We start from the raw sequence: 3288 nt of genomic DNA, 5'->3' as shown, positions 1-3288 counted from the left end.
CCAATCACTTCTTTGCATCTTTGTGGGGATATGTGAAATTGGAGGTTCTTAAACTCAATTCTAAGCTCAATCATTTTGCTCTCAAATCCAAATTGTATATTAAGGCTTTGCAGCAATCTTACTTGGAATGGCAATCCCTGAAACCTTTTTAGACTTCTGCGTAAGGTGAGATACTAATAGCGATCTCAATAACGCAAAACCTTGGCAGATAGATAATTGAGGCGATCGCAAAATTCAACCGTTATCTCCTAAGTGCATTCATCATCGATCGCAAAATTAAAGATTTGTTCTATTAGAGTTATTGAGAGACAAATGTGCCACCATCTCAGCGCGTGATGATACATTTAACTTGCGATACATCCTTTTTAAGGCTTGTTTTACCGAGTTTTCCGTAATCCACAATGCCGCTCCAATTTCTGAACTGGTTAATCCTTGAGCAACTAATTCGGCAATTTGTGCTTCTCGATTAGTTAAATGATTTATATTTGAGCCAAAAGCCACGGTTTGCGATCTCAATGCCGCTAAACGGCTGGAAATATGTAAACATATAGCATTAAGGTCTGCCAAGTTATCGGTATTAAAAGCAGGATCGTTACGATGGCGAGTAACAGCAATTCCGCCCACAAGTTGCCCATAACTAATAACGGGTCCAAGCATGACATGACCGTGATCTTCACGAGGACAGATTTTCTGCCACATGCCCACAGGTAAAATCACTTCTTCATGGACAGCAGCATGGCGTTGAACTAAATAGCGCAACACAGGATTGGAGTCTAGAGATAGAGCCAATCTGATAATGTTAGGAGCCTTAGTATTTATCTTTGGTATTTGGTCTAGGAAAATCAGTCCCCACCGGGTTGCCGCAAAATATTCACCTATTTGCGCCATGATTGGCTGTCTCAGTTCTTGGTCATTCTGAACTTGGGCGATCGCCGTAAATAAATTCTGTAAAGTATGCATCGTTCTTGCTTTGTGATTAAAGAGTACCCGTTCGAGGTCTATTCATAAATTGGGATTGAAATTATCTTAGCTTTATTGAATTTGAAATTAGGAAAAAATAGATGAGTGCTACGGAAAGATTACAAATCGGCATTTTTATTTGTCCCAATTGCTATATCCCAGATGTAATTGGCGTTTATAGCGTATTTAGTGTTGTACCAGAGTGCGATATTCATTTTATTTGGCAGAACAAAGACATTGTAGTAGGATTTCCCAATTTCCCAATGCAACCAACCATCACATTTGCAGAATGTCCTCAGCATCTTGATGTTTTGTGTATTGGAGCATTTACAGGTGTTCTACCCGATGAAGCTTTGAAATTTCTTGTAGATATTGGCCGTCAGGCAAAGTATCTAATTGGTATTTGTGGTGGGAGTTTAATGTTAGCAGCACTAGGATTACTGAAGGGCTATCGAGCGACAGCGAGTTTTTCTGTGGTTGACGACCTTGCCAAGTTTGGGGCAATTCCAGTAAAAGGAGGTGAAGTGGTTGTCGATAGGAACCGAATTACCGCGAGTCCAGTTTGTGGTTCTTTTGATGCAGGCTTAATTGTTTTAAGTAATCTGCGTGGGGAAGATGCTGCAAAGGAAGTTGAGTTGACGCTCGAATATGCACCTCATCCGCCCTTTGGTACTGGTAGTCCAGAGTTGGCAGGAGTGGAACTTACACAAAAAGTGATGAGGAAGTATGAAGCAGGCTTTAACGAGTTTCGGCAAGCAGCTCAGAGTGTTTATGAGCGTTTGATTTAAAAAGAAGGATTGATTATGAAATACGCAAGAAAAACCGCTTCGATTGGAGGAGCGACTTCAGATTCATCACTAGCGATCGCCGATCTAAATAAACCATTAATACTGGGATTGTATGTTGTAGCGATTCTATTTAATCTCTGTCTAATCGCCCAAGTATTTACTGTAGGAATGGCTTACTTTTACAATCCTGAATGGTGGCAGATTCATGTTTGGTTGGTTCGTGGGTACGGTGGGCTATCACTAATTTTAGCGATATGGGTTTGTTTTGGTAGTTTTTCTCAACGGATTCGCAGCCTTGCAATTAGTATGCCAATTGTCTTAGGAATTCAAGTCTTGACAATTCATTTAAAAACTCCAATTCCTCTTGCTGTTGTCCATCCTTTAATCGGGTTCATTCTATTTTCGGCTTCTACGTCGTTGGTGCATCGGATAAGTGAGTTCATATTTCCAAAGACTGAACTGAAGGAATTAGCCAACTAGCGATCGCCTTCAGCAACCCTTTTAACAGATAGATAATTGAGGCGATCGCCTAGAAATCATGACTCATGGTAATAGCGATCGGTTAACTCCTCAAATCGCCAATATAAGCGCCAATTTGTTTAAGACCCTGTAAAACTTGGATACGTTCTGCTGTATTTTCAAGTAACCGATAAGTAGGCGATCGCGTATATTGAGGAGTATTTTGGAGGCGATCGCACTTCAAGAACAATACTTCTCTTCCATTTGTAACCATTCCATAACAACTTGACTGTAAATCGGGAGCGCTCAGTAAATAAGTAAGTGCTTGAGGAATTCCTGCCGTAACGTCTAGCCTTGCAGGTTTTGATTCGATTATTAAAACCCAAAAACTATCTTGGATTACCAAAATATCAATTCTGCCTTGAATTGCGATAGCATTAGCTTCGTCAGCAACTTCGATATTGGTACTTACTTCTGCTTTTACCAAAAAAGAAAATTGATAGAAACCAGCCAAATCTAACAATGGTGATACCACGACAAGCTTCACAATTTCTTCGAGAGGTGGTTCTTCTTGACTGAGATAGGTATAGTTGCGAGTGAGGCGATCTAATCCTTGTAGTTCCGCTTCGGTTAAAGTTGGTGCATGATTTAACCATTCATCTTGAGCAATAGGAGCTATCTATCTTGTTACAAGAACTCAAGGAGCAGGTGTTCAAGCTACCATCTAGTAGGCAGTTAAGTAATTATTGACGGGTAAAGGCGAAGCAATTTAATGCGAGCATCAGCAGTAGTAAATTGCCAATTGACTTTACAAGAGAGAGAATTTCTGCGATTTTCCCAAACCGAGACTTCCTGAATCAAAAGCTGTTTATCAGGAATACGACGGTCGAGACATTGGCGATTTAAAACAATCAACTCAATTTCAGCCATATTGAGCCAACTGCCATGCTTTGGGGTGTAGTAAAACTCAATTTTGTCGAGAATTCTTCTGGCTTCCTCAGGCAGAAAAGCCTTGTAAAGAGATGATTTAACGTGAGTGTTGAGGTTATCTTGAGCAAGACGGATTTTGATGGCATGGGGA

Annotated in this window: 5 protein-coding genes; 2 read left to right on the top strand and 3 right to left on the bottom strand. The window is 40.5% G+C overall.

The features are described 5' to 3' along the window. Positions 1 to 276: 276 nt before the first annotated feature. Positions 277 to 960, bottom strand: a complete 684-nt coding sequence (locus AC805_RS10320) for a helix-turn-helix transcriptional regulator (RefSeq protein ID WP_055075359.1) — start codon at positions 958 to 960, stop codon at positions 277 to 279. A 101-nt stretch (positions 961 to 1061) separates the two neighbouring features. On the opposite strand from AC805_RS10320, the gene AC805_RS10315 reads away from it, so the two are divergent. Together AC805_RS10315 and AC805_RS10310 are read left to right on the top strand one after the other, a co-directional pair. After that, positions 1062 to 1748 carry a DJ-1/PfpI family protein gene (locus AC805_RS10315; RefSeq protein WP_055075358.1) on the top strand — a complete coding sequence of 229 codons (687 nt, stop codon included), beginning with the start codon at positions 1062 to 1064 and terminating at the stop codon, positions 1746 to 1748. A 15-nt stretch (positions 1749 to 1763) separates the two neighbouring features. Then, complete coding sequence (locus tag AC805_RS10310) at positions 1764 to 2228, top strand: DUF6220 domain-containing protein (RefSeq protein ID WP_055075357.1); 465 nt, start codon at positions 1764 to 1766, stop codon at positions 2226 to 2228. An 82-nt stretch (positions 2229 to 2310) separates the two neighbouring features. Here the strand turns inward: AC805_RS10310 and AC805_RS10305 are convergent, their stop codons facing one another. Both AC805_RS10305 and AC805_RS10300 read right to left on the bottom strand, forming a co-directional pair. Then, on the bottom strand, positions 2311 to 2754 hold the full coding sequence (locus tag AC805_RS10305; RefSeq protein WP_072143589.1) for a type I restriction enzyme HsdR N-terminal domain-containing protein: 444 nt from the start codon (positions 2752 to 2754) through the stop codon (positions 2311 to 2313). Positions 2755 to 2942: 188 nt separating this feature from the next. Further along, the coding region (locus tag AC805_RS10300; RefSeq protein WP_197278692.1) for a transposase at positions 2943 to 3288 on the bottom strand (346 nt) is incomplete at its 5' end.

Origin of the sequence: Pseudanabaena sp. 'Roaring Creek' (assembly GCF_001402795.1) — a bacterium.
Taxonomy (GTDB): Bacteria; Cyanobacteriota; Cyanobacteriia; order Pseudanabaenales; family Pseudanabaenaceae; genus Pseudanabaena.
The sequence above is the reverse complement of the archived record's forward strand: the minus strand, read 5'-3'. Positions and strand labels throughout refer to the sequence as shown.